22 protein-coding genes are annotated in these 24,815 nt (G+C 39.2%); 17 read left to right on the top strand and 5 right to left on the bottom strand.

What is annotated here, in order from left to right:
- The first annotated feature begins 2 nt into the window (after positions 1–2).
- From AACZ73_RS00650 to gldN, 7 genes are all read left to right on the top strand, one after another.
- The gene (locus tag AACZ73_RS00650; RefSeq protein WP_339874503.1) at positions 3–1,124 is read left to right on the top strand and encodes a DUF4271 domain-containing protein; all 1,122 of its coding nucleotides are present in this window, start codon (positions 3–5) and stop codon (positions 1,122–1,124) included.
- A 32-nt stretch (positions 1,125–1,156) separates the two neighbouring features.
- Complete coding sequence (locus AACZ73_RS00645; RefSeq protein ID WP_339874502.1) at positions 1,157–1,930, top strand: uroporphyrinogen-III synthase; 774 nt, start codon at positions 1,157–1,159, stop codon at positions 1,928–1,930.
- Between the two features lie 76 nt (positions 1,931–2,006).
- Complete coding sequence (locus AACZ73_RS00640; RefSeq protein WP_339874501.1) at positions 2,007–2,987, top strand: type IX secretion system membrane protein PorP/SprF; 981 nt, start codon at positions 2,007–2,009, stop codon at positions 2,985–2,987.
- Positions 2,988–3,155: 168 nt separating this feature from the next.
- On the top strand, positions 3,156–4,250 hold the full coding sequence (gene gldK, locus AACZ73_RS00635) for a gliding motility lipoprotein GldK (protein WP_339874499.1): 1,095 nt from the start codon (positions 3,156–3,158) through the stop codon (positions 4,248–4,250).
- A 103-nt stretch (positions 4,251–4,353) separates the two neighbouring features.
- On the top strand, positions 4,354–5,109 hold the full coding sequence (gene gldL / locus AACZ73_RS00630; protein WP_339874497.1) for a gliding motility protein GldL: 756 nt from the start codon (positions 4,354–4,356) through the stop codon (positions 5,107–5,109).
- 42 nt (positions 5,110–5,151) lie between these two features.
- On the top strand, positions 5,152–6,765 hold the full coding sequence (gene gldM / locus AACZ73_RS00625) for a gliding motility protein GldM (RefSeq protein WP_339874495.1): 1,614 nt from the start codon (positions 5,152–5,154) through the stop codon (positions 6,763–6,765).
- Positions 6,766–6,800: 35 nt separating this feature from the next.
- On the top strand, positions 6,801–7,619 hold the full coding sequence (gldN, locus tag AACZ73_RS00620; RefSeq protein ID WP_339874494.1) for a gliding motility protein GldN: 819 nt from the start codon (positions 6,801–6,803) through the stop codon (positions 7,617–7,619).
- A gap of 13 nt (positions 7,620–7,632) precedes the next feature.
- Here gldN and uvrC read toward each other — a convergent pair whose 3' ends face one another.
- From uvrC to AACZ73_RS00605, 3 genes are all read right to left on the bottom strand, one after another.
- A complete protein-coding gene (uvrC, locus tag AACZ73_RS00615) occupies positions 7,633–9,438 on the bottom strand; it encodes an excinuclease ABC subunit UvrC (protein ID WP_339874492.1) in 1,806 nt (601 codons plus the stop codon).
- 62 nt (positions 9,439–9,500) lie between these two features.
- Positions 9,501–11,807 carry a transglycosylase domain-containing protein gene (locus AACZ73_RS00610; protein ID WP_339874490.1) on the bottom strand — a complete coding sequence of 769 codons (2,307 nt, stop codon included), beginning with the start codon at positions 11,805–11,807 and terminating at the stop codon, positions 9,501–9,503.
- Positions 11,808–11,810: 3 nt separating this feature from the next.
- On the bottom strand, positions 11,811–14,441 hold the full coding sequence (locus tag AACZ73_RS00605; protein ID WP_339874489.1) for a gliding motility protein: 2,631 nt from the start codon (positions 14,439–14,441) through the stop codon (positions 11,811–11,813).
- 151 nt (positions 14,442–14,592) lie between these two features.
- On the opposite strand from AACZ73_RS00605, the gene AACZ73_RS00600 reads away from it, so the two are divergent.
- The 9 genes from AACZ73_RS00600 to AACZ73_RS00560 all read left to right on the top strand — a co-directional run bounded on the left by AACZ73_RS00600 (position 14,593) and on the right by AACZ73_RS00560 (position 21,769).
- Positions 14,593–14,823 (top strand): AtpZ/AtpI family protein, encoded by a 231-nt coding sequence (locus AACZ73_RS00600; RefSeq protein ID WP_339874488.1) that lies wholly within the window; start codon positions 14,593–14,595, stop codon positions 14,821–14,823.
- A 49-nt stretch (positions 14,824–14,872) separates the two neighbouring features.
- Entirely contained in the window at positions 14,873–15,250 is a 378-nt protein-coding gene (locus AACZ73_RS00595; protein WP_339874487.1) for a hypothetical protein, read from the top strand.
- A 19-nt stretch (positions 15,251–15,269) separates the two neighbouring features.
- Entirely contained in the window at positions 15,270–16,295 is a 1,026-nt protein-coding gene (atpB, locus tag AACZ73_RS00590; RefSeq protein ID WP_339874485.1) for a F0F1 ATP synthase subunit A, read from the top strand.
- A gap of 39 nt (positions 16,296–16,334) precedes the next feature.
- Positions 16,335–16,592, top strand: a complete 258-nt coding sequence (gene atpE, locus AACZ73_RS00585; protein ID WP_075349084.1) for an ATP synthase F0 subunit C — start codon at positions 16,335–16,337, stop codon at positions 16,590–16,592.
- Positions 16,593–16,669: 77 nt separating this feature from the next.
- Positions 16,670–17,164: a F0F1 ATP synthase subunit B gene (locus AACZ73_RS00580; protein ID WP_339874483.1), complete on the top strand. Its 495-nt coding sequence runs from the start codon at positions 16,670–16,672 to the stop codon at positions 17,162–17,164.
- A gap of 7 nt (positions 17,165–17,171) precedes the next feature.
- Positions 17,172–17,732, top strand: coding sequence for an ATP synthase F1 subunit delta (gene atpH, locus AACZ73_RS00575; RefSeq protein ID WP_339874482.1), 561 nt, complete (start codon positions 17,172–17,174; stop codon positions 17,730–17,732).
- 24 nt (positions 17,733–17,756) lie between these two features.
- Positions 17,757–19,334 carry a F0F1 ATP synthase subunit alpha gene (atpA, locus tag AACZ73_RS00570; RefSeq protein WP_339874480.1) on the top strand — a complete coding sequence of 526 codons (1,578 nt, stop codon included), beginning with the start codon at positions 17,757–17,759 and terminating at the stop codon, positions 19,332–19,334.
- A gap of 65 nt (positions 19,335–19,399) precedes the next feature.
- Positions 19,400–20,272, top strand: a complete 873-nt coding sequence (atpG, locus tag AACZ73_RS00565) for an ATP synthase F1 subunit gamma (RefSeq protein ID WP_339874478.1) — start codon at positions 19,400–19,402, stop codon at positions 20,270–20,272.
- A 318-nt stretch (positions 20,273–20,590) separates the two neighbouring features.
- On the top strand, positions 20,591–21,769 hold the full coding sequence (locus tag AACZ73_RS00560) for a DUF4221 family protein (protein ID WP_339874476.1): 1,179 nt from the start codon (positions 20,591–20,593) through the stop codon (positions 21,767–21,769).
- A gap of 77 nt (positions 21,770–21,846) precedes the next feature.
- Here the strand turns inward: AACZ73_RS00560 and AACZ73_RS00555 are convergent, their stop codons facing one another.
- The gene (locus AACZ73_RS00555; RefSeq protein WP_339874474.1) at positions 21,847–22,485 is read right to left on the bottom strand and encodes a GDSL-type esterase/lipase family protein; all 639 of its coding nucleotides are present in this window, start codon (positions 22,483–22,485) and stop codon (positions 21,847–21,849) included.
- 116 nt (positions 22,486–22,601) lie between these two features.
- Here AACZ73_RS00555 and AACZ73_RS00550 point away from each other — a divergent pair, with 116 nt between their 5' ends.
- Complete coding sequence (locus AACZ73_RS00550; protein WP_339874472.1) at positions 22,602–23,441, top strand: hypothetical protein; 840 nt, start codon at positions 22,602–22,604, stop codon at positions 23,439–23,441.
- On the opposite strand, the gene AACZ73_RS00545 is transcribed toward AACZ73_RS00550, so the two are convergent.
- Positions 23,438–24,796 carry an acyl-CoA dehydrogenase family protein gene (locus AACZ73_RS00545; protein WP_339874470.1) on the bottom strand — a complete coding sequence of 453 codons (1,359 nt, stop codon included), beginning with the start codon at positions 24,794–24,796 and terminating at the stop codon, positions 23,438–23,440. The genes AACZ73_RS00550 and AACZ73_RS00545 overlap by 4 nt on opposite strands.
- Positions 24,797–24,815 lie beyond the last annotated feature (19 nt).

Raw genomic sequence — 24,815 nt, 5'->3', positions numbered from 1 at the left:
GCATGAAAAAATTGATTAGCAAGGTAATTCTGGTCTTCACACTCTTTATAGTTATTGGAGGGCAGGCATTTTCCCAGGTCTTGGAAGATTATAGTCAAAAGTGGGAGGAGGGAGAGCGCGAGACTTGGTTTAGTTCAAATGATAGGCTGATAGTAAATTTAAATGTGGAGACTTTTCCGCTATCCTACTTTTCTTTCAAATTTCCAGAGCATTCAGTAGTTTTTGTAGGCGAAAAACTTTGGTTTTTTACTGATCAGGATACTGCATTCACTACTAAAGTAGAAGAAATAAAAAAGGAGTTTTCGAGTGATCACATAGATCTTACCGTTTTTAAAGATGGGATTTCTCCAGAGCAGGCAAGTATCAAGAAGATTTTGAAATCGGAACTTCCGGAATCATTTAAAAAAGAAGCAGGAATTTTTACAGAGAAGAGAAATTTTGATAGACAGAGTTTACGTGACTTTTTTATCACTGGATTGCTGGTCTGCTTACTGATGATTGCCTTATATAAGTTGGCCTATCCATTTATATTTGAAATGATGGTCAGACCTATATCTTTATTGAACGCAGAAGATTTTTCTGAAAGTGGAAGTCTTCAAAAGTTTTTCTCTTTAGATATTCTGTTTTATGTATTTATAGTGAATATGCTTTTGTCTCTCGTGATGGTGACTGGGTTTGTAATTTTTCGCCACGAATGGCTAGAAGCTAGGCTGGAATTAAATTTCAACGCTCTTATTTTACTTTGGACAGCAGGTGCGTTTACGCTATTATTACTTACAATTCTCAAGTTCACTGCCATTAAAATTTTATCTTATTTATTCGATTTAGGCAAATTGGAATTCTCCCATTTCTTTTACCTGCTTCGTCTTGTAGTAATATCCACCATCAGCCTAATAGCAGTTTGCTCTTTTTATTTATTTAATGCATTCTACACTATCCAAACGGCTTTGGAACTTGCCTATACTGGATTTTTTTGGATATATATTTTAGGAATTATAGGATTGTTCTTAATAATGGTGAATAGACTGGGCTTTAAGAAATATCATTTATTTACTTACCTTTGCATCGCAGAATTAGTGCCCTTTTTAATCTTGGCCAAATTGGTTCTTGATTTAGGGTATTAGTCTCTTAAATCACCAAAAGGAATAAAATAAGCATGAGCGCAGTTACCAAAGACAGGTTCAGACCAGTAAAAAGTATTCTAGTATCTCAACCGGCCCCAGCAGGCGCAAATTCTCCCTACGTTCAGTTGGCAGAGAAGTATAATCTAAAGATTGATTTCCGTCAATTCATAAAGGTTGAGCCTGTTGTGCCAAAGGAATTCCGCAAGCAGAAAATTGATATTTTAAAGCATACAGCGGTGATTTTCACAAGTCGTAATGCTATTGATCATTTCTTTGCGATTTGCAAAGATTTCAAAATAGAAATGCCTGCCGACATGAAGTACTTCTGTATTTCTGATCAAACGGCTCATTATCTGCAAAAGTATATCGTAATCCGAAAACGAAAATTATTCGTAGGTCAAAAAACAGCGCAGGATTTATTTGATTACTTTAAAAAACATAAATCTGAAAAATACCTGTTTCCGTGCTCAGATATTCGTAAGGATGATATCCCGGAATATATGGAAAAGAATGGTATTGCTTTTACTGAGGCGATTATATATCATACCATTGCGGCGGATTTATCGGATTTAGCTGATGTAAAGTATGATATCCTCGCCTTTTTCAGCCCATCGGGTATAAAGTCATTGAAAGTTAATTTTCCTGATTTTGAGCAAGGAAATACCAGAATAGCTGCATTTGGACCCACCACGGCACAAGCTGTAAGAGATTTGGATTTGTTTTTAGATATCGAAGCACCAATGCCCAATGCCCCAAGTATGACTGGAGCTCTTGAGCTTTATATCAAAAAGGCAAATAATTTGTAAATCACACAACCTAACTCTGTGGTTTTTCAGTTTAAATTCTTACAATAGTCATTATGTTAGACGAAACCACATTACGATGATTCAAAGAGGCCATGGAAAAAACTTTTTGAGATTTTCAGTTATCCTATTCTTCTTTTTTGAGATTTCTTCACTGATGGCCCAGCAAGATCCTCAGTTCACGCAGTATATGTATAATGGCATGTACTACAATCCGGCATTTGCAGGAAAAGAAGGAGGGTTTAGATTTTCAGCATTGCATCGCTCTCAATGGCTAAATTATACCACAAATTCAGGTCAAGGTGGGGCGCCTGTAACGCAGTTAGTTACTGCCCAAGGAAGACTTGAAGGTAAAAATATAGGTTATGGTCTGACTTTAATCAATGATCAAGTGGGGGCTACTGGAAATTTGGAAATCAATCTCCAAGGTGCTTACCATAAAAAGTTAAATAGATCCACATTAAGTGTAGGTGCGTATGTAGGGATGTATTCTAGTTCTTTGGATTATGGTGAACTTATCGTAGTTAATCCTGAACCTAATCTTCCTCTTTCAGGTAAAGAGAGCCAATTGAATGTGAATTTTGGTGCCGGATTATTATTAGATGGGAGAAATTTCTATGTTGGACTTAGTAGTAGGCATATTAACGAACCTAACTTTGATTTTGGGGATGCATCTTATGCAAATCAATTAAGAAACCATACTTATTTATTATTAGGATATAGATTTAGACCTGTTGGTCAATTATCAATTGAGCCAAGCTTTCTATTAAAATCAGTATCGTTTAATAATTTTTCTTATGAAGTGAGCGTTATTGCTACTCATCAGAATAAGATAAGTGGAGGTATAGGTTTTAGAGGAGATGAATCAGTTTCCCTTATACTGGGCTACAGCTTGTTAAAAGATAATTCACTTAAATTAGGTTATGCATTTGATTTAGTTTATAGTGGTGTAGAAGCAAAAACTCCAACGAGTCACGAATTAATGCTTCGATATGCACTTTCAAATGTTAGTAAGGAAGTTCAGAGAGTTATACAAAGAACACCAAGATTTAGGTTCTGAAATTATCCAACAAATCGAATTTCTGGCTGATATATAATTAAATAAGGTAATTATCTCATTCTTTATTTTGGCAAGTTATTTGCGTTATTGTGCCAAATTCAGCTAAATTTCGAATCTTGACAACAGTTTACATAGCATAATTATTTGATGCACGAAAAAACGTCATTTATGTATAGAAAAATTAATGTTCGCTTATTGCCCGTTACTTTGGGTTTGGCAATAGTGACTCTTTTACCAGGTTGTGGCCTTTTTAGTAAGAAAGGTTCGGCTAGTGAAAAGATGAATAGACGAGGAGAAGTGACGGGTGTTCCTAAGCGTACAAACTGGCAACAGAATCTTCCTTATGATATGGTTCCTGTTAAAGCTGGTACCTTCTGGATGGGACAGGCGGATGAAGACATCGCATACACCCAATCCGCTTTAAATAAGCAAATTACCATATCGGAGTTTTTTATGGACAAATATGAAGTGTCCAATAATAAATACCGTCAATTCTTGGAGTCTGTTAAAAGTGGAACCTATGAGACAGGTACGCCAACTACACTAAAAGATCCTCCTCAATTGAATTATGATGAGTTAAGACCTGATACCACCGTTTGGTCTACTAGCTTTGCTTATCATTATGGAGATCCATTAATGGAGTTTTACTTCGATCACCCTGCTTTCGATAATTATCCTGTTGTAGGTGTTACATGGGACCAGGCTAAAAAGTACTGTGAGTGGAAGACTTATCATATGAGGGCAAATGATGACGTTGAGTTTGACGTTCCGGCATTTCAACTTCCATCAGAAGCTGAATGGGAATATGCTGCTAAAGGTGGTAAAGAGGTAGCAAAATATCCTTGGGGTGGCCCATACTTGAAAAATAAAAGAGGTTGCCTAATGGCTAACTTTAAGCCAGGAAGAGGTAATTATATTGACGATGGTTTTGCATATACAGCACCAGTTGATGTTTTTGCTCCAAATGGTTATGGCTTGTACAACATGTCCGGTAATGTGGCAGAATGGGTACTTGATGCATATGCAACTACGTCCAGTTCTATTACATGGGATATGAACCCTATTTACGAAGATCCTAATGAGCCTAGAAAAGTGGTAAGAGGTGGTAGCTGGAAAGATATCGCTCATTTCCTTGAGACAAGCACTAGATCTTATGAGTACGAAGATGTTGCTCAGGCACACATCGGGTTTAGAACAAAAATGACATTTATTGGACGATCAGGTTCTATGGATATTAATAGTTCCTCAAGAAGAAGAAGATAAGTAATCAACCCACCCAAACATAAATCACCCATAAAACTTTAATTACACTATTCAAATGGCTAGCAACAGTAACTCCTTCTCAGCTAAATTTTATTCCAGCATTATGCCAAAAATATATGGCATTGGTGCTGCTGTCGTTATTCTAGGCGCGATGTTCAAAATATTGGATTGGTCTGGCGCCAATTTAATGATTGGGGTAGGGCTTAGTACTGAGGCTTTGATATTTTTTCTTTCAGCGTTTGAACCTACTCATAGTGAAGTTGACTGGTCAAAAGTATATCCAGAACTTGCCGGGGACGCTCCAGCAGCTCCAAGAGCTCAGCGTGTAGTAGCTGGAGGAGATCAGGTTTCTCAAAAGCTGGATGAAATGTTAGCTAACGCTAAAGTAGGTCCAGAGTTAATTGAAAGCTTGGGAAAAGGAATGCAAAACCTTGCCACTTCTGCGCAAAAAATGGGTAATCTTTCAGATGCAGCTGTAGCTACTAATGAATATGCTACCAACGTAAAGTCTGCAGCTAAAACTTTGGTTGACATGAATGCTTCTTACAGCAAAACCGCAGCTGCTCTTACCGAGATGTCATCTGCTTCTCAGGACGCAAAAGCTTACCATTCTCAGGTTGTCACAGTTACTAAAAATCTTTCTGCATTGAATTCTGTTTATGAAATGGAACTTCAGGATGCTAACAGCCATGTGAAGACATTGAATAAATTCTATGCTAACATGACCGCAGCTATGGAAGGTTTGACAGAAGCAGGTAAAGAAACACAAGCCTTCAAAACTGAATTATCAAAATTGAATCAGAACGTAAGTTCATTGAATAAAATCTATGGTGGAATGCTATCCGCTATGAAAGGTTAATTTCTCTTCAATTCATTTTAAAAAATCCATTAAAAATTAAAAATGGCAGGAGCTAAAGAGACCCCTAGACAGCGGATGATCGGTATGATGTACTTGGTTTTGACGGCCCTTTTGGCCCTCCAAGTAAGTAATAAGATCCTCCAGAAATTTGTATTGATTAATGACGGAATGGAAAGAACCTCCCGAAATTTTATCAATAAAAACGAGAAAACAGTTGAATCCATTGCATATACAGTAGAGCAGCAGGGAAATAAGGAAGTAGATGTTCCTAAAGTAGCTGCAGCACAACAAATCAGAACTGCAACTGCCGAGATCACTGATTACTTAGAAGGGATTAAGCAGGATTTGATTACTCAATCAAATGCAAAGAATGACGAAGGTAACTTTGTCAATGCTAACCTTAAGAATACAGAAATCACAGGTAATATATTTGTCAACAATGGTAAAGGTGAAGAGATGAAGAACAGGCTAAATGCTTATCCTACTGAAATTACTGAAATATTATCTGGTGTTGGTCTTGGTGATTTGACGTTTGAGCCTATTGCAAAAGATGCTAAAGATATTGAGCTATTTAACAATGATAGAGAGGCACAAAGTTTAAGTTTTGAAAAATTGAACTTCGTGAAGTCTCCAGTTGGAGCTGTTATCGCTTTGATATCTCAATACCAAAATGAGGTATTGAATATTGAAAGTGAGTCTTTGACTGCAGTGCAGAATACGATTGGCTCGTTCTTTTTCAAGGCGGATGTTACTGAGGCTAGAATTGCAGCTTTATCAAATGTAGTTGCCGCTGGTACTAAATTTGAAGCTGACATGTTTATTGCTTCCAGTTCGACCACTGCTGCCCCAACGATGACTGTTGATGGTCGTGCAGTAACTGTGGATCCAAAGGGATTTGGTAAAATTGAATTTACAGTGACTCCAGCAGGTCAATATGATGAGCGTGGATTGGCTAAGAGAACTCTTAATGGTGAAATTATCACCAATATTGGGGGCGAAGATAAAGTTCTTCCTGTAGCGTATGATTACTTTGTAGCTCAGCCGGTTATTAAAGTGTCTTCTGAAGTTGTACAACAACTTTATGCTGACTGTGCCAATGAGCTATTAATTGAAGTGCCTGCTTTGGGTAACACTTACTCTCCGGAATTTTCCGTGAGCAATGGTCAATCTATCAAAGGGAGTAAGCCTGGCCAATTGACAGTGATTCCTGCAGCTTCTGGAAAAGTAAATATTGGAGTTAGCAGCGGAGGAAATAAGATTGGTACTGTCGATTATGATATCAAACCTGTTCCTGCTCCTACCTTAGTTCCTGCTACTTCAAATGGTGCAGAACTAGACTTGAGCCAAGCTCAGGCAATTAGTTCTCTAATGGGTCTAAAGATGCTTGCGAAGGCTGAACCAACTTTCGCTCGAACTATGGCTAAAGACGCCAGTTTCGAAGTAACTGGTGGCGAAATGAGATTGTTGAGAAACGAAGTTCCAAGACAGACCGCTCAAATCACTAATGGTAATAGTTTAGCGATGCGTTCGTTATTAGAAAGTGCGAAAGCCGGTGACGTTGTGGTATTTGAAATCAGACAAGTAACTAGAACAAATTTCAGAGGGAATAAAATTCCTTCAGAATTAAGACAAGTTGTCCCTATTCGTGTCAAGTAAAAACATGACCTTGGGATTAAGATAAACGAATGATTATGAAAGCAATTCTGACAAAATTAGTCCTATCCCTGCTCATTGTGGCGGGGTTTGCTCCATTCACAAGTGAGGCACAGATCTTAGCTACGAGTGTGAGCCCATCGGGATATGGAGATCGCCAATTTGATATGGATACAATTTACTCTGTCAAAAGAATCAGAGAAGATGATAAAATGTACCAAATCGGAGTTTGGAGAAGAATAGATCTTCGAGAAAAATACAATAAGCCATTATATGGTGCAGGTGATACAAAGTCTAATGGTATCATAAATCAAATTTATAAGGCAGTAGTTGAGGAGAATGCTCTAGAAGTCTTTGCAGATGATGAGTTTACACAGCCTTTATCAATTGCCGAGTTTCAGGAGAACTTCTGGCTGAATGCAACTGGTGATAGTATCTTCACCAAGCAGCTTTATTATTTAGACTTTAAAGAAGATTTCGTTTTTGATAAGCATCATTCAGAAATGGTATTTGATATCAAATATCTTGAGTTGGTAATGCCTTCAGAAACTAATTCAAATGCCGGACAGAAGACGATTGCTTTTATACGATATAAAGATTTCTATAATCACTTTAAAAATCATCCTGAAGCGCGTTGGATTAATTTTCAGAATAATTCAAAAAGTCTGACTTATGATGAGGCTTTTGAAACTAGATTGTTTAGATCTGTAGTAAGAAGGTTTACTAACGCTGAAGATGCGTTGATTGCGGATCTAGTCTCAGCTGAAAATCCTAATCCCGAGATGCAAGCATATTTTGATGCACTTGCATTTGAATACAAACTATTAGAATACGAAAATTCCCTGTGGGAGTGGTAATATAAAAGGGGCTTTAAGCCCCTTTATTTTTTTCTATCCATTCCATCAAATGCCTGGCTCGGCTGCTTCCGATTATTTCAGCTATTTGTTCTTCGCTAGCTTCACTTATTTTCTTTACAGATTTAAAATGGCTTAGTAGCTTATCTGCCGTATTATCTCCTATGCCTGGAATTGCAGTCAGCTTAGTCCCAAAGGCATTTTTACTTCTTACATTTCTATGAAATGTAATTGCAAATCTATGGGCTTCATCACGTATTCTTTGTAATAATCGCAGACTTTCAGATTTTTTATCAATATGAATGGGGTAGGAATCTCCCGGAAAATAGATTTCTTCTAACCGTTTTGCAATACCTATAATTGGCATTTGCCCATAAATTCCTAAATCTTTTAGGGCTTCCACTGCTGACGATAACTGCCCTTTTCCACCATCTATTACCACTAGTTTAGGCATAGACTTACCTTCATCCAGTAAGCGTTTATATCTTCTGCCCACGATCTCTTTCATACTCGCAAAGTCATCTGGGCCAACCACAGTTTTTACATGGTAGTGACGATATTCTTTGATAGCAGGTTTACCGTTTAGAAAACATACCATACTAGCTACCGGATTTGTCCCTTGAATATTTGAGTTGTCAAAGCATTCAATGTGATCAGGGATTTCCGGTAAGCTTAGGTCTTGTTGAAGCTGCCTTATGACTCTATCCTTCTTATCCTGATTAAGCCCTATGAGAAGTGCTTTTTCTTTTTTGTAATAAAGTGCATTTTTCAGCGATAGCTCAATTAACTTTTTCTTATCTCCGATTTTTGGCATAAACACATTCAAGCCTTCAATTGGATCAGATAATTCAATATTTAGCAAAACTTCCTCTGCATCGCTTTGAAACTGGTCCTGAAGTCTGATCAGTGCAGTCAGCAATAATTCCTCATCTGATTCATCCAATTTCTTTTTGAGCTCCACATTCTTTGAGGTGATCATTGCGCCATTTTTAACCCTCATAAAATTCACATAGGCATTTTTCTCATCGGACACAATGGTACAAACATCCAGGTTATTTATCGAAGGGCTAGCAATGAGTGACTTTGCTTGATATTTTTCCAATAGCTCAAACTTTTCCTTCAGTTTGTGTGCTCTTTCAAATTCCAAGTTCTCTGCGTGAATTTGCATTTCCTGTTTGAAATAACTTTTAGCCAATCCCAAGTTTCCTTTTAGGATATGTTTAGCATGCTCCAGATCTTTATTATAATCAGATTCATTTTGCAATCCCACACACGGACCTTGACAGTTTCCGATATGGTATTCCAGGCAAACTTTATATTTGCCTTCAGCAATTTTATAGGGTGATAAATCAAGTTTGCAAGTTCGGATAGTGAATAGCTCACGTATTAAGTCAAGTACATTATTCATTGCTTTGACGCTTGCAAATGGGCCATAGTATGTTCCTCTTCTAGGAATCATTTTCCTGGTTGGGAAGATCTGAGGAAAATTCTCTTTGGTTAGCAGTAAGTAGGGATATGTCTTATCATCCCGGAGAAGGATATTGTACTTAGGCTGGGACTTTTTGATGAGGTTATTTTCAAGTAACAGTGCATCAAACTCGCTATTTACAAGAGTAATTTCTATTCTTCTAATCTCTTTCACCATCTTTCTGGTTTTGAGATTTACCCCCGCATTTTTATTGAAATAGCTGCCTACACGCTTCCTTAAGCTTTTGGCTTTCCCTACATAGATTAATTCATTTTCCTCATTAAAGTACTTATACACTCCAGGATGATCAGGAAGCGTAAGATGATCTGTTGGTAGAAAAGAAGACGACTGCATGGTCTAAAATTAAAAAAACAGCCTTGGATTTAGGCTGTTTTTGAAGTTGGATTTATCTTTTTCTAGAAATCGTTTTTCTTAGCATCATAATCGAAATCAGCAAAGCGTTGACTTTCCGTTTCGTATACATCACAATCTATCTCGATACTCAAAGGGCGATCAGGTCTAGGGAAGGGACCTTTGGTGTAGCCTAAGCTTTTATCTGCATATACTTTGGTCATGTATTCTACCCAAATCGGTCTGGCAGTTCTACCACCTTGACCTGAAGTCCAGCTTCTAAAATGTATAGCTCTATCATCACCACCTACCCAAACACCGCTCACCAAATCCTTACTTATTCCCATGTACCATCCGTCCGATGCGTTCTGGGTTGTTCCTGTTTTGCCACCCAATTCATTACCTTCACGAAGCGAATACGGGACACCTTGGCTTGTTCCTCCACCTTCTTCAAACCCACCTCGTAACATGTATGTCATCAAATACGCATGTTCTTCACTCATTGCTGGGCGTTTTTTGGCTGTAAACTGCTGTATTACATTCCCGTTTTTATCCTCAATCCTGTCAATATAAAAAGGCGTGGTATGCTCTCCCTTGTTGACAAAAGTCCCAAACGCGCCTACCATTTCGAAGATAGACACATCATTAACGCCAAGTGCCAATGCAGGTACTTCTTCCAAATCGCTGGAGACTCCCAATCTACGAGCAGTTTCCACAACGATTTTTGGACTTAACTTTTTCATCATATAGGCTGTAACCGAATTTACAGATTGGGCCATTGCCTGACGAATAGTCATTTTCTGATAAGTAAATTTGCCATCCGCATTTGAAGGACTCCAAGCAGGTTGACCAGGAATATATACTTCTACCGGCTGATCAATGACACTATAGCAAGGACTGTAACCATTTTCAATAGCTGCTGCGTAAACAAATGGTTTGAAGGTCGAGCCTGGCTGCCTTTTACCTCTCAACACATGGTCAAACTTGAAGTACTTATGATCTAGACCGCCTACCCAAGCTTTTATCTGACCTGATTGTGGATCCATACTCATAAAACCTGTTTGAAGGAATTTTTTGTAATATCTGAGAGAATCCATGGAGCTCATCAAAGTGTCGATTTCTCCATTCTCCCATGAGAATACCTTCATTTTCTTTTTCTCATTCAATTTCATGTTAATGGAATCTGTATCATCACCATACCTTATTTTCAGTAGTCTATATGCTTCAGTTCTTCTTATAGCTTCTTCTATGAAATTTGGAATGATATTATTATTTCCATCTACCCAAGGTTCCCGATTGCCCATTTCTTTATAAAAAGCAACTTGAAGTTTTTCCATATGATCAGCTACCGCTTCTTCGGCGTAGCGCTGCATGCGGCTGTCAATAGTCGCATATATTCTCAAGCCATCACCATACAGGTCATAAGCAGTACCATCAGACTTTAAGTTTTCCTTAGTCCATTTAATCAAATCAGCTTTTACAATCTCACGGAAATAGGTGGCTAATCCTTTATTTTGATTTGCAACACTGTAGTTGAGTTCTATAGGCAAGCTGGATAAGGAGTCAAACTCTTCTCTGGAAAGGTAATCATTCCTCATCATCTGGGCTAAAACGGTGTTTCTCCTGCGTAAGGAATTATCCGGATTATACACTGGACTGTAATACGTGGGTGCTTTAAAAAGACCAACTAGCACCGCAGCTTCCTGCGTTGACAAAGATGCCGGAGTTTTATTGAAAAAAGTTTCTGAGGCGGTCTTGATGCCAAATGCATTGGAACCAAAGTCAGAAGTATTTAGATAAAGTGTTAGAATTTCATTTTTAGTGTATGCCTTCTCTAACTGAGTGGCAACTATCCATTCTTTGGTTTTGATGATAAGCATTCTCAGCCCAGGAATAGAGCTAAGCAATCCATTGCTTGCATCAGTCCTGGTTTTGAAAAGGTTTTTCGCTGTCTGTTGACTAAGAGTAGATCCCCCGCCAGCATCTTGACCGAGCAGAATTGACTTTACGAAAACCCTCATCATAGCCTTCATGTCAATACCAGAATGATCTGCAAATCTCACGTCTTCGGTTGCTATTAATGCTTCAACTAGCTTGGGAGACAATTCTTCATAAGACACTGGACTTCTGTTTTCGCGAATGTACCTTCCCAAAAGCATCCCGTCAGAAGAATATAGCTCCGAGGCAATCTGCGAATCGGGATTTTCGAGCGCCTTAAAATTAGGAAGTGAACCAAATAGGCCAAGAAAATTTATACTGATCATCCAGACGAAAAGTATGAAACCAAAAAAACCTGCCACAAAGGCAATCCAAAGGAATTTTATCGTCTTAGGTACCCAAGTGGAAGATTGGGATTTTGCTTTATTACTCATAGTTTACTTATAAGCGGACTTAAAGAAAGTCCTGTATTCTTCTAATTCTTCTAAATTTTTGCTTTTACTCATGACTTGAAAGTTATCTACAGAAATTACAAATGAGTTAGCTTTTATCTCATCAGTAAGTCCTTCCGACTTGAATTCATTTTGGAATTTACTGTAGTACTCTTTTGCTTTCTCAGCATTTGAAAATGGGCTGATGATGAAAACTGTATTCTCCCACTTATTCATATTCCCTATCCTAAGTCTTTCCTTCGGAAAAGCAGCCAGATGAAAATTCTCCAAATCAGCTAAAATATTTTTAACTTCTTCTTCCTGCCCTGGCTCCATCGCCATCAAAAAGATGTGCGTTGCTGTTTCACTGTATGTGAATGGAGACTCCGGAAAATCCGCATTTTCTTCATTTTCAGTCAGTGATTTATTATCAACTTGTATGGAATCAGCTTCATCTAATTCTTTTGGATTTAGTTCTGCTAGCTCAGCCTGTGATAGCAAAGGTTTCAGCATATTCCTTGCCAATTCTACCAGATCTTCATCCTTGGAGTTTTGAATATATGCTTCCAGTCTTTCTTTATATCTAGCGCGACTTTCAGTTTTCCCGCTTACCATGATATCCAGAAGTAGCAATCGCTCAGTATTTCTAGTGAGAGGATATTCTTCCAACGCTGATTTTATGATGATTTTACTGGATTCATATTCGCCATCGTAATAGGCATTATACGCCTGTTCATATCTTTTGGAAGATTCTACATAAGCTAAATTGCCAGATTCCGCATCCGGATTGTTTACTGAGAAAGTATATTGTGATTCAGGAAATTCCCTATTTAGGCGACTAACATATTGCTGGGAATTGCCTTGCTTTTCTTTCTGAGCTAGGTATAACAAATAGTAAGCCTCCGGTTTTCTCAATGAGTTCGGATATTCCCTCACTAGAGTTTCCAAATTGTCTATGCTTTTCTCTGTTTCTTTTAAATCGAAGTAAAGTAATTTGCCCAGCTCAAAATAAGATTCCTCGAGTTCTAGATTTAGGGTATCTATTTGCTCAGGAGAGTTTGGAATTTGGGCTAATAGCCCTTCCAAACTTGGTAATTCATTTATAAGGTTTTCGGCCTCAGTGGCAGTAGAATCGCCTTCTACTTTTTCATCAACAGGCTGATTGGTAGTCTGGAAACTTACAGCACTTCTTCTCCAATTATCCTGTAAGGGACGGTTTCCCCAAGTTCTTCTGAAATCAATAGCGCCTTGCTGCATAGCTACACTATTGTCAAAATAGAATGATGACGAACCCGAGCCCCGGTCACTGAACGCTAGTAGATTGTCAAATATGCTTTCAGTTTCCGGTTTTTGGAGAGCAGCAGCTTGGCGCATTAATCGTTCTTCTTCTGATTTGATATAATTCTCTGCCTTTAGCTTTTGCTCTTCTGGAGACAATTTGGCTAAGGTTAGTAAGCTATCATTCCCTTTGATTCTTTCAAAATGCAATACATACTGATCTAAGGATTCTTTCTGACTGCTTATTTCGATCGCAACCGGATCAGTTTCACTTATATGACTGAGTGCAGAATCCAGGTAATATTTTGTGGCACGATAGTCCTTGTAATTCTCCAGGTTTATTGCCGCTAGCTTCTGGTAGATATAGCCTTTTACTCTTGGGTTACTGCCAGGTTCTTTAGCCGCCTGATGCAATAAATCTAGAGTTAACTGAGTGTCACCTTGCTTTTCTTCAAAAAGGGCCATTTCATAAATCACCACATCTTTCAAATCCTTGTTTTTTGGATCTTCATAGAGGTCATTATAATATTTACGGACTTTCCTGAGATCTTTGGAAGCGTTCAACTCGGCAACTTGCTGGGCATAAAGTTGTGCATAAAAGCTACGCTCATAGGGCGGATTCCCGGCAAGGGATTTTTCATAATATTCATGAGCTAGTGCATCAAAACCCTCTTTTTGATAGCGCTGCGCTAGGATAAAATTAATCCTAGACTCCTCTTTATTGTTTTGGGAGTACTCAATAGCCTTATCCAATGCGCCTATGACCCCACTTTTATCACCTCTTTTCTCATAGTAGTAGGCAAGCGTTCTATACAGTTCATACCGATTTGCATCCGAAATTTCCTTCTCTTTAGAGAGGTAGTCTATCGTGAAATTGGCATTTTCAAATTCTCCCTGGTCTACGTAAAGTCGTAATAAAGTGATTAGTGTCAAATGCCTCACATCATCACTTTTAGAATTTACATTAACGTATTTAAACGTGTTTTGCGCATCGTCAAAGTGGGATTGATAATAATCCAACTTACCTAGTATATAATAACTATCGTCAACCCAATTGCTTATTTTGTGCCATTCGATTGCTTTCGAAGCTAGTTCTCTGGAGGATTGGAGCTTTTCTGCATTTGCCTGAATAGTTGCAGAGTCCATGGGAATAAAGACTGGGAGTATCTGGGTATAATCTTCTTTGTAATTTTGAAAAACCTCAGTTTCAACTTCCTTCAATCTTTCCTCAGCTAAATAATAGGCATTAAAATGCGCAGTAACATTGTGAAATGTCCTGTTGGTAAAGGTGTTGCGTTCTGAAGAGCACGCTCCACACAAAATCAAAATAACTATTGTAAATCTGGAAAAGGTCCTCATGTGTTGTTCTACCCGATTCAGGTAGCAAAATAGGTTTTTTGGTTTACTTAGTGAACGAATTCGATGGTCTATTATTTGCAAGGTATTAATAGAGTATATTAACTAAATCCAACACGTTTGTAAATAAACGTGAAACACATAACAAACTGCCATGAGTCAAGCACCCAAAGATACAAAATCAAAAAGTACCCCGGTTTATGTAAAATACATTGGTCTGTCTTTCCAGTTATTTGGAATAATAGGAGCCGGCACTTGGTTTGGATGGTGGCTTCAGCAACGTAGCGAAATGAAGTTCCCGCTATGGCTATTATTATTTTGTTTTTTGTCTGTTGTGATTGCTTTCTATCAGCTTTGGATGTCTATGAAGCAGGATAATAAATAAGTTTAAAAAATTGAAGTAATTTTGCGGGCAAATGTCCCAAACTATGCGCTTGCCTAAAAACATGCACGTTCAATTTGTCCTATTATCAGCTGCAGTTGCAGGGTTGATCGGTTTATTTTGTGTTTTACTGCCGGATATAGTACATGAAAAAATCTGGAGTATTTATTTTTTTATGGCAATTCTCTCTTTTTTGATCAGCTTATTAAACGCGTTTTTGCTGAAATCATTTGCTGAAAATTTCTTTAATATTATGGTTTTAGCGATGATTCTGAGATTTATAGCGACAATAGTATTTATTGGATTTGCCGTTTGGCCCGGAATGCAGAATGTTATTCTGTTTATTGCGGATTTCTTCGTAGTTTTTTTGTTCTACTTAGTTTTTGATATCTACGCCTTTCTGTCTAACTTGCGGCCGATTTCAAAGTAGCCCTCAAAAAAAAGAGTTAATGAAGCGTAAAATACTGGCCCTAAGTCTTTTAATTTCTGCATTTCTGCTGGTTTTTAATAGCAACACTTTTGCCGCGGGGCAAGAAGAAGATAAGACTAGCTTCATCATGCATCACGTGAAGGATTCGCATGAATGGCATTTGGTTACTTTGGGACATACTCATGTAACGCTTCCTCTTCCTGTAATAGTTTATTCTGGTGACCGTGGATTAGAGTTTTTTACATCAACGGATTTTCAAAACCATGAGACCCATCAGTTCGGTGAGGAATATGCACACGAAGGGTATTACATTGATGAGCACGATCATTTGGGAAGAGTAGATCATGCGAGCTTTGTAGAGTTCTCCATCACAAAAAATGTGGTAATGCTGTTTATCGTGCTGATTGTTGTTGCTTGGTTAGCTCTTTCTGCAGCTTCATTCTATAAGAAGAACGGTGCTGTCGCTCCAAGAGGCGCCGCTGCTATCATCGAGCCGATTGTTATTTTTGTAAGAGATGATATCGCAAAAGAAGCAATTGGGCCGCAATACAAGCGTTTTGTCCCCTATCTGATTACACTATTCTTGTTTGTTTGGTTTGGTAACTTGCTTGGACTTATTCCAGGTGCAGCCAACATGACGGGAAACATTGCGGTGACTTTGGTTTTGGCAGTGTTGACATTCATTATTACTAATGTGAATGGTAATAAGGATTACTGGAAGCACGTATTTAAGACGCCGGGTGTACCGCCTTTGATGCTGTTGATTATCGTGCCAGTGGAAATTATCGGTTTGTTTACCAAACCTTTCGCTTTGATGGTTCGACTTTTTGTAGCGATCACAGCAGGACACATTGTAATCCTTGGCTTTATAGCTTTAGCTTTTATCTTCGAATCATATACTATCGGTGTGGCAAGTACGCTGATGGTTACCTTTATAAATCTTATTGAGTTATTAGTGGCTACTATTCAAGCTTATGTATTCACGTTGTTCTCAGCGATGTACATCGGTTCGGCGGTAGCTGAGCACGCTCATGAGGATCATTAATTATAGTAATTTCTTTGTTCAATTTATAAATCTAAGTTTATGTTAACTATTATCTTGTTGACTGCTGGTTACGCTCTAATGGGAGCTGGTATCGGTGCAGGTATTGTTGCGATTGGCGCAGGCCTTGGTATCGGTCGTATTGGTGGACAGGCAATGGAAGCTATTGCTCGTCAGCCAGAAGCTGCTGGTAAAATCCAGGGTGCAATGTTGATTATTGCAGCCTTGATCGAGGTGGTTTCCCTGTTCGCAGCGGTAATCTGTTTGTTGATCGCGCTAAACATCGCGGGTATCGCATAATTTACTTTGAAAAGGGATTGGCGCTAGGCCTTTCCCTTTTCTTAATTCTATTGAACAATCTGAAATAATACATATCCATGGATTTAATCACACCAGGCACCGGTCTTATTTTCTGGCAATTATTTGGCTTTTTAGGCCTACTCTTCATTCTAATCAAGTTTGCATGGAAGCCTATGCTAGCAGCCTTGGACGAAAGAGAAGGTAGCATCAACAATGCATTGAAAGCTGCAGAAACTGCCAGAAATGAAATGGCAAATTTGAAAGCTGAGAATGAAAAACTTCTTGCTGATGCCAGATTGGAAAGAGATACTATTTTGAAGAAAGCTCAGGACGCTTCTGTGAAAATGATCGATGATGCAAAAGCTGAAGCTGTAAAAGCTGGTGCTTTGATGATCGAAAATGCAAAGGCTGTCATTGAGACTGAGAAAAAAGCTGCTTTGGCAGATGTTAAATCTCAGGTTGCTACCCTTTCACTTCAAGTTACTGAGAAGCTCTTGAGAGCAAATCTATCTGATAACAAATCTCAAAAGGAATTGGTAGAAGGATTCATCAAAGAACTTAAGCTTAACTAATACCTCGATGTCCAACCAGAGAGTAGCATCCCGCTATGCCAAGTCAATCATGGAACTTTCTTTGGAAAAAGGAAGACTAGAGGAGGTGCATACAGATTTCAAAAGGCTGACTGCTTTGGCAGACAGCAACCGTGAATTTTCAATAGTCCTTAATAATCCTATTGTTAATTCTGATAAAAAATTGAACGTGCTTAAAGCACTTTTCGCCAAAAGTATAGATCCGCTTACGATGACATTCTTCGAGATAGTTTCTCGTAAGAATAGAGAAGAGATTCTTCTTGACGTAGCAAAGGAATTTGAAAACCAGTACAATCTTCATAAGTCAATTCAGGTAGCTGAGGTGACCACAACTTTCCCTCTTGATGATACCCTTCGCAGGGAGTTTTCTGAAGTAGTGAAAGAGATTTCTGGAAAGCAGACAGTACAATTGGTGGAGAAAATAAATCCAGACTTGATTGGTGGATATATTTTGAAAGTAAATGATCGTCAGCTTGACGAGTCATTGAGTAGCAAACTGAGACAGTTAAAGACTCAGTTTATCACAAATCATTACGAAAGTAAAATCTAACAAAAAAGCATTAATCTATATATCATGGCAGAAGTAAGACCTGATGAAGTTTCGGCAATTTTAAGAGAACAACTCTCTGGTGCAAGGACCGAAGCTGAACTCGAAGAAGTGGGTACAGTCCTTCAAGTGGGGGATGGTGTAGCTCGTATCTATGGACTTTCTAAGGCTCAGTCTGGTGAATTGCTGGAATTTGACAATGGTCTGAAAGCAATGGTACTGAACCTGGAAGAAGACAATGTCGGAGCAGTACTTTTCGGTGATTCCAAATCTGTAAAAGAAGGTGATACCGTAAAAAGAACTAAAAGAATTGCTTCTATCCAAGTAGGTGAAGGAATGCTAGGTCGAGTTGTGGATACATTAGGTAACCCAATTGACGGCAAAGGACCTATCACTGGTGACTTGTATGAAATGCCTTTGGAACGTAAAGCGCCAGGTGTAATCTACCGTCAGCCAGTTACTGAGCCACTTCAGACAGGTATCAAATCTATCGATGCGATGATTCCAATCGGTAGAGGACAAAGAGAATTGGTAATTGGTGATCGTCAGACTGGTAAAACAGCTGTGGTGATCGATGCTATCTTGAACCAAAAAGAATTTTACGATAAAGGTGAGCCAGTATTTTGTATCTACGTTGCAATCGGTCAGAAAGCTTCTACCGTTGCAGGTGTAGTTGCAGCCCTTGAAAAAGGTGGCGCACTTCCATATACAGTTGTAGTAGCAGCTCCTGCTTCTGATCCAGCTCCTATGCAGTTCTTTGCTCCATTCACTGGTGCATCGATTGGCGAGTTTTTCAGAGATACAGGTCGTCCTGCTTTGGTTGTTTACGATGATCTTTCTAAGCAAGCAGTAGCTTACCGTGAAGTTTCTCTACTATTGAGAAGACCTCCGGGACGTGAAGCATATCCAGGTGACGTATTCTACCTTCACTCAAGATTGCTTGAGAGAGCTGCGAAAATCAACAAGTCTGATAAAATCGCTCAGGAAATGAACGATTTGCCGGATTCTATCAAGCATTTGGTAAAAGGTGGTGGGTCGTTGACTGCGCTTCCGATTATCGAAACTCAAGCTGGTGACGTTTCTGCATATATCCCGACTAACGTTATCTCGATTACCGATGGTCAGATCTTCTTGGAGACTAACCTTTTCAACTCTGGTATCCGTCCTGCGATCAACGTGGGTATCTCTGTATCCCGAGTAGGTGGTAATGCACAGATTAAAGCGATGAAGAAAATTGCCGGTACCTTGAAATTGGATCAGGCAGCTTTCCGTGAATTGGAAGCTTTCTCTAAGTTTGGTTCTGATCTGGATGCAACTACCAAGCGTACGATCGAAAGAGGTAGAAGAAACCAGGAAATCCTGAAGCAAGCACAATACTCTCCAGTATCTGTAGCTCATCAGGTAGCGATCATCTATGCTTCTACAAAAGGTTTGATGGATACAGTTCCTGTTGAAAATGCTAGAGCATTTGAGAAAGAATTCTACACACTATTGGATACTTCTTATCCAGAAGCACTTCAACTGATCCTGAAAGGTGATGTGGACGGAGCTGGTAAAGTTCTTTCTAAGGCAGCTACAGAATTAGCACCTAAATACGCAAAATAATCGATTTGAATACCGGAAGTCGTGAGTCTTCCGGTTCATTTATACCCTAGCACAACGCAACCAAGATGGCAAATCTTAAGGAAGTAAAGGAACGGATAAACTCAGTAGTCTCTACTCAGCAGATTACAAAGGCCATGAAAATGGTGTCCGCCGCCAAACTTAGAAGAGCGCAGGACAAAATCACCCAGATGCGTCCATACTCTCAGAAGTTGACCCAAATCCTGAATAACGTATCAGCTGCTTCAGACGGAGCTGCAGATATCGTATTTGCTGAAAAAAGAGAAGTGAAAAATGTATTGATCATTCCTGTGACTTCGGACAAAGGATTGTGTGGCGCTTTCAATACAAACATTATCAAAGCAGTAAATCTTGCTATAGCCAGACAATTTGCTGATAAGGACATCACCATTTTACCTATTGGTAAAAAAGCTTTTGAAGCGTTCAAAAAGCGTGATTTCAAATTGGTTTCTGAATTTTCCCAGTTATTTCACGAACTAACTTTTGATAACGCAAGAAATGCGGCTGAATTTGCCATGAATGCGTTTATTGCAGGTGAATATGATCAAGTTGTATTAGTTTTCAACGAATTCAAAAACGTAGCAACTCAGGAAGTAGTAGTAGAACAATTCCTTCCAATGTCAAAGGATGATTCTGCTGAAGAAAAAACTGCTGAAACTGATTATATTCTAGAGCCATCAAGAGCTTATATAATCGAGGAGTTGGTTCCAACTTCCTTAAAGATCCAATTCTATAAGGCTGTTCTGGAAAGCAATGCCTCTGAGCATGGCGCTAGAATGACAGCAATGGATAAAGCTACTGATAACGCTGGTGAATTGCTGAAAGAGCTTAGATTGATGTACAACAGAACCCGTCAGGCTGCAATTACCAATGAAATACTTGAAATTGTCTCAGGTGCTAATGCACTTGGAGGTAAGTAATAAACGATAGACCTACTTTCCAAAACCACAGCTCGCAAGGGTTGTGGTTTTTTTGTGTAATATATTTGATGGCCAAAGCCAAGCATGTCTGAGCCTTTTTTAAGATCATTAAATCCATGACCTTGAAGTTGCCTAACCTTTCAATTGGCGCAACGAAAGCTGTTTACAGGCCGATTTAAAATGGAATTCGGAGTGATTCACCTACCAAATTTTAGAAATAAACTTTATTTGATCGGGCAAACAAGGATTATTTCAAACTAATTATAGGAAGACAATAATTCCTTCGCCTAATTGAATGTAAATTTTAGGGCTAAAGATATGTACCAGAGAATTGTTTTATTAAGTTGTTTTTTACTTTTTCTTTCTCTTTTATCCTGCCAGAGTAAAGAAGATTCCTATATAGAAAGGATTTTTAAAGAGGTGGGATTCTACCAAATCAATCTTGATCAATTTACATCACCAGTTGAAGATTATGTTCAGTACGTTAAGAATTGGAAAGGAAAGGAAGCTTTTGCTTTCCATGTTAGAGGTAAGGATGAAATAAAAATTTACGACCTAGCAAGCGGTGAATTGTTCGACACAATCGCGTACAATTCCCAAGGCCCCACTCCATTTCAAGGGATATATGATTTTAATATCATTAATGAGGACAGTATTTTTCTTAATAAAAGATATCTATATAAGACCTATTTGGTCAATAGTGATTATAAAGTAATCTCAGAATTGAATTTTTTGGAAGATGGTGCTGAAGTAGATGCTAAAACTAGAATCCCTGTTAGCGGAGACACATTTATGCTTGTATTTTCTCATAATAGATTACTCACACTAGTGGATGGAGTGGTATATCTAACAGCTTCACCTGACAAAAATGCTAGACAATCAGAATACTTTGACTCAGGGACCGTTCTGGTTTCTTATGATTTAGCAGATGATTCAATCAGCAAAAGGCTTGGGTTTTCTGAAAAATTAAAAAATAAAGCTTGGGGCCCTCTTCATGCAAATGCTTATGCGGATTACAATAAAGAAGAAGGCAAATTCATTATCAGCTATGAAGCGGATGAGAATTTATATTTGGTGGATAGAGGATTTAAGTTTACCCAAGAATTCGAAGCTACACCAAATAATTACAACGAAATTTTGCCAATTTCTGCTTCTGCTAATAATGAAGCAGCTTATTTGGTATATTTCAATGAGCAGTTTCGATTTGGATCAGTTCTCTACGATCCGTACAGAAAATTGATCTACCGAATTGCCTTAGAGCCAAATCCAAATTACGGAATGGAGTTTATAAATGATCCTTTATTCAAGCCTAGAAATATGGTAGTCATGGCTTTTGATGCTGCTTCATTTGACAAAAAAGCAGAGATGGAATTAAGGCAAAGTGATGCAGGTGCCTTTTTAGATCGATGTTTTGTGAACGAAAGAGGATTAAATATTTTTTATATGGACTTTGCTAATGAAGACAAATTATTTTTCAAGACCTTCTTATTGGATTAAAATAACAAAACCCTCCAAATTTCTAAAAACTTGGAGGGTTTGTCACACCGGACATCGGACATCCGACACCTAGCATCCTACAATCGTATCGCCCTTGCCACCACCTTCGCCATAATCGCCAAGCCTTCGGTATTTGGATGTACGCCATCAGGTAGCAAATCCTCATGACCCATAAATGGCGTATAAAGATCTATTAGCTCGGAGCCTGAGTCTAAGGCAATATCAATAATCATCATGCGTTGCTCGCTGTTCATCACCACAGGAGTGATTCCGAAATTCTCCCGGGTTACTGGCACCGGCATGATCACATAGACTTTGCCATCTGCGGGCATGGTTTTCTTAAATTCCGCAATCATATCCAAATAGTCCTGTCTGAATTCAGAAGCATACTTCCAGTTTTGAGGCTTGGAGTCATTTGTTCCCAACATGATGATCAGGATGTCTGCTCCGAAATCTTTCACTTGCTGAAATTGTGGTTCATTCCAGTAGGGGTAGTCTCCTTTGCGGAGCAATGTCCTTCCAGAAACACCGAAATTTCCAACTTCATACGCATCTCCGAGAATGGCCTGCATCTGCAGTGGCCAGCTATCTGGATTATCTCTTCCAGGACCTTGGGTGATGCTATTTCCTACGCAGGCGATTTTGATAGGAGCTTGCGCAAAGGAAACCGTAGCGAAAGCAAAAATGGTAATTAAAAGAAGGTTAAGTTTTTTCATGGGGAATAAATGATTTTTGGTTAATGGGTTTGAGAATTGATTCGTAAAATAAATAATATCTCTGAGCATCCGAGTACCAACTATGGACTTTTGCCCTTTCAGGCTATCTTTAGGCCGTGCAGTTCCTCTTTAAATTCTATCAGCGACTTACTTGGCTTTCCATCGATGTTGTGCTAGGTGCCATGGCCGGAATGCTTTTTTTTGAACGAGCGCTGCGGGTCGAGTTGAATTGGCAGGAATATGCCTTATTAGGGATGGCGGTATGGTGTATTTATACAGCAGACCATTTGATGGATGCACGAAAATTGGCAGCAGGTCATGCAGCGGATAGGCATCATTTTCATTTAATTTACCAAAAACCATTACTGGCAATCCTTGGGTTAGTTGGCTTTATTGGCCTGTATTGGGCGATCAAATTCTTCGGGTTTTCGAAAGAATTGTTGTTCGGAGCAGGACTTGGGATACTGATTTTGGGGATAATGCTTGCTGTGAGAAAATTGGCAGCAAAGCAAGTTCGACTGAAAGAACTCAGTTCAGCCATCTTCTACGTGATCGGGATTTCTTGGCTTCCTTGGTATGAAGCACCCGAAATAGATTACACTTGGACGGCCTTTGGCCTGACGATTTTATATATGGGCTTGGCTTATTTAAATCTCATTATGCTTTCCAGTTTGGATAAGGAAAGCGATAAGCAGTCAGGCTTTTCTTCTATAGCCACAATTATTCCTCAGGAAAAACTTAATCCGAGAATTCACCAGCTTGCAATCGGATTAATGCTAGTTGCATTGATTGGTTTGCTACTGGTAAATTCTCTTTATAGGATCTTCCCGAGCTTAGTATTGTTTATGTTGCTTGTTCACTATCTGAGCTTTTTCAAATCGGAAGCTAGTCCTGAACAAATCAGGATGCGAATGGAAGTTGCCTTTCTGATTCCGGCGATTTTATTGTTGCTTTAGACAAATGCGCTATGCCCGGTAATGGCTCGGCCTACGATCAATGAATTGATTTCCTTGGTTCCTTCATAGCTGTAAACTGCTTCCGCGTCTGCCACAAATCTCGCGATGTCATGACGGAGCAAAATTCCATTGCCTCCGAAAAGCTCACGGGAATGATCCACAATTGATCGCATGCGAAGGGTACAGAAAACTTTGGCTAAGGATGCATGCTCGTCTTTCAAAATGTCATCGTCCTGCATTTCCGATAGTCTGAATACCATGGTCTGCATTGCGGTCAAATCTCCAAGCATAGTCACCAAAAGATCCTGAACGAGCTGGAAAGAAGCGATTGGACGGCCAAACTGCTTGCGTTCATTGGTGTATGCCAAGGCCAACTCATACGCTCCTCTAGAACAACCCACGGCTTGCCATGCTACCCCAGCTCTAGTCATGCGAAGTACTTTGGAAGTGTCGCGGAAAGAATTTGCTTCTTGCAATCTGTCTGATTCCGGCACTTCACAATTCGTCAGCGTGATTAACGCGTTCTGTACTATTCTCAGCGCCATTTTGTCTTCCAGCTTTTCTGCTTTAAAGCCTGGATTATCTTTTCGCACTATAAAGCCTTTCACCTGCTGATCGTCCAGATCTCTCGCCCAGATCACAGTCATATCTGAGAACGTAGCATTTCCGATCCATTTTTTCTGTCCATTCAGCACCCAAGCATCACCTTCTCTTTTACAAGTAGTGGTCAAGCCACCTGCTACTCCGGACCCAACTTCAGGCTCGGTCAAGCCGAATGCACCGATTTTCTCCAGTTTTTGCATGGAAGGAAGCCATTCCTGCTTTTGTTCTTCGGAACCACAGAGGTAGATTGAACCCATTGCGAGTCCACTTTGGACTCCAAAAAAAGTGGAAATTGAAGCGTCTATTCTCGCCATTTCCATAGCCACGAAGCCTTCCAGCAATGCTGAATGTCCCGGGCAGCCATAGCCTTGATATGTTAATCCAGCTATGTCCAGTTCAGCCATTTTAGGGATAATCTGCATGGGGAATTCTCCACGATTCCAATAGTCATTGGCGATGGGTTTGATCTCCCGTTCCATAAACTCCCGCACTTGGAGTTGAATTTCCCGCTCATGAGGAGGAAGAGTTTTGCCTAGCTCATAGAAATCACCATTGACGGAAGGGATAACTTTAGGCTTACTCCCGCCTTTCATCATCCCCATCATTTTTGATAGGTCTTCTTCACTCATCTGCGACACCAGACCGACCATCTTGGAGATATCTACTTTTTCTGAAATTTTAGCAATTTGATCCAGATCTACACTGGATAAAAGTTGACGGAGTCCGCCGATGGTTTTGAATAGATTCTTCATAAAAAGGGTATTTTGGGTA

Source organism: uncultured Algoriphagus sp. (genome assembly GCF_963974835.1).
Lineage (GTDB): Bacteria > Bacteroidota > Bacteroidia > Cytophagales > Cyclobacteriaceae > Algoriphagus.
Note: the sequence above shows the minus strand (reverse complement) of the source record. Positions and strands in the feature narration are given on the sequence as shown.